Below are 2,604 nucleotides of genomic sequence, written 5' to 3' on the forward strand. Positions count from 1 at the left end.
GAGGTCGTTGCCGCCGCTCGTCAGGAGGGCATCCCGGAGGACTGGCTCGACGCCGCTCGCAAGTCACCGGTGTACGCGCTGGCCAAGACACTGCGCGTGGCGCTGCCGCTGCACCCCGAGTACCGCACCATGCCCATGGTCTGGTACGTGCCGCCGCTGTCTCCCATCGTGGATCTGCTCAAGGAACAGGGCCACGACGGCGAGGACCCGGAGAACTTGTTCGGTGCCATCGAGAGTCTGCGCATCCCGGTGGAGTACCTCGCCGAGCTGTTCACCGCCGGTGACACAGAGCTCGTGACCAATGTGCTGCGCAAGCTAGCCGCGATGCGCGCCTACATGCGCAACATCACCCTGGGTGACGAACCTGACGAGTCCATTGCGGAGGCCGTGGGCATGACCGGTTCTGAAATCCAGCAGATGTACCGTCTCATGGCGATTGCCAAGTACGACGAGCGCTACGTAATTCCCGCGGCCCACGTGGAGGACGCCCACAACCTGGAAGAGATCGGCTGTTCGCTGGATGTGGACGGCGGACCCGGCATGGGTCAGACCGGTGTGTTCGGTGAGGCCTCGGGCCGTCCGATGCCGGTGGCCGTGGAGAACTTCCAGGCGCTGCGCTCGCGTCAAATGGGGGATGACCCCACGGGTAACGAGCAACTGGCCGGTCGCGTGAACCTGCTCAACTGGGACGGCAACGGCAGCCCGGACGGGTTGTTCCCCGCCCGGAATCAGGAGGACGCGGCAAGTATGTCGACCACCGCGGAGAACTCGGGTTCTCGTCCTGATCAGGGCACCGCCGGTGCCAGTGGGGGTCGATGATGGGGTTGCTCTCCACTCTCCTGGGTAAGGCCACCAAGGGCACCGTGGACGTTCCCGAGTACCGGGACCGTCATCCGCAGCGCTCGGCGGTCATCCGGCAAGCGGCCGCGGTACTGCTGGGCTACCCGGATCGGGAGCTGATCGATGAGCTGCCCGTACTCGAGGAGGCCCTGGCCGAGGTCGGGGTGGCCCCGAGCGCCGTCGAACCCCTGACCCGGTGGTTGCGCGACAGTGATCTGAATGAGATCCAGGGCGACTACGTCCAGGAATACGATCTTTCGCGCCGCCACAGCCTGCACCTGACGTACTGGACGGACGGTGACACGCGCCGCCGCGGCGAAGCGCTCTCCGCGTTCAAGCAGGTGTACCGCGCCCACGGGTGTGTGTTCGGGGACGAGGAACTGCCGGACCACCTGCCCGTGGTGCTCGAATTCGCCGCCCGCGTCTCGCCGGAGGACGGCTTCGACCTGTTGCAGCGGTACCGGCCGTCACTGGAGCTGTTGCGGCTCGCGCTGGTGCGCGACAACCTGCCCCACGCGTGCGTGGTGGAACTGGTGTGCTCCACGCTGCCGGGACCGTCCCCGGCAGACGAATCCGCCGTGGCGCGCATGGCCGGTTACGGTCCGCCCACCGAATCCGTGGGCCTGGACGCCTACGACCCCCGACTCCTGCCCATGACCGGAGGAAACCAGTGAACATTCTCGACACCCTGCTGTGGGGAGTATTGCCGTACGTGGTGATGGCCGTTCTCGTCGGTGGGCTGATCTGGCGTTACAAGTACGACCAGTTCGGGTGGACCACCCGCTCGTCCCAGCTTTATGAATCCAGGCTGCTGCGAATTGCCTCCCCGCTGTTCCACTTCGGCATCCTGGCGGTGCTCGCGGGGCACATCATGGGCCTGGTGATTCCCAAGTCATGGACCGAGGCCGTGGGCTTGTCCCAGCACGCGTACCACTTGCTGGCGCTGTCCATCGGCACCGTGGCCGGTGTGGGCACCCTGGTGGGCATCGTGATGTTGATCGTTCGGCGCCGCCGCACCGGCCCCGTCTTCATGGCCACCACCGGCAACGACAAGTTCATGTACGTCATGCTGTTGGGTGCAATCCTGGCCGGCCTGGCCACCACCGTGCTGGCCGTGTTCGACCCGAACACCGTGGACTACAGGGAAACCGTGTCCCCGTGGTTCCGTTCGCTGTGGATCCTGCAGCCGGACGTCGGAGCCATGGCAGCGGCGTCCACCTCGTTCCACGTCCACGTGCTGTGGGGCATGGCGTTGTTCGCGATTTGGCCGTTCACCCGACTGGTGCACGCCTTCACCGCACCGCTGCATTACCTGTTCCGCCCGTACATCGTTTACCGCACGCGCGGTTCCAGCCCCCGCGCCGGCTCCGCCCCGGTGCGCCGCGGGTGGGAACCCATTGGCACCCACGACCGGGACAGCGGACGACGCCGCACCCGGCCGCCTCGTGAGCGTTCCGGTTCCACGCGCGTCAAGTAAGCACCCCTCGGACCGGGAGGCGTTCCCGCCGGAGCGCCTCCCGACTCAGGCCCACCACCTCCCAGAAGGAGCGTCATGTCCTCCGTTGAAGCCGCCTCAGCGGCACCGAACTTGAAACAGGGTCAACTCAGGAACCTCATCCTGGCCACCCTGGCGTCCACCGTGGGTTTCTGGGCGTGGACCATTGTGGGTCCGCTGTCCAAGCGCTACGCCGGGGAAATGTCACTGACCCCCGGCCAGACCGCCATCCTGGTGGCCATGCCCATTTTCGTGGGCTCCATTGCCCG

General features: G+C 66.4%; 2 protein-coding genes and 2 pseudogenes. All 4 read left to right on the top strand.

Annotated elements, in window-relative coordinates; genetic code table 11:
- A pseudogene (narY, locus tag Q4E95_RS12670) lies at window positions 1-819 on the top strand (nitrate reductase subunit beta); the annotation flags it as partial.
- Window positions 819-1,514 carry a nitrate reductase molybdenum cofactor assembly chaperone gene (gene narJ, locus Q4E95_RS12675; RefSeq protein ID WP_303383644.1) on the top strand — a complete coding sequence of 232 codons (696 nt, stop codon included), beginning with the start codon at window positions 819-821 and terminating at the stop codon, window positions 1,512-1,514. The pseudogene narY and the gene narJ, both read left to right, overlap by 1 nt.
- Window positions 1,511-2,317, top strand: a complete 807-nt coding sequence (gene narI, locus Q4E95_RS12680; RefSeq protein ID WP_303383645.1) for a respiratory nitrate reductase subunit gamma — start codon at window positions 1,511-1,513, stop codon at window positions 2,315-2,317. The genes narJ and narI overlap by 4 nt, the downstream gene beginning before the upstream one ends.
- Before the next feature lie 75 nt (window positions 2,318-2,392).
- Window positions 2,393-2,604, top strand: a pseudogene (locus Q4E95_RS12685) (MFS transporter); the annotation flags it as partial.

Origin of the sequence: Kocuria sp. (assembly GCF_030536815.1) — a bacterium.
Lineage (GTDB): Bacteria > Actinomycetota > Actinomycetes > Actinomycetales > Micrococcaceae > Kocuria > Kocuria gwangalliensis.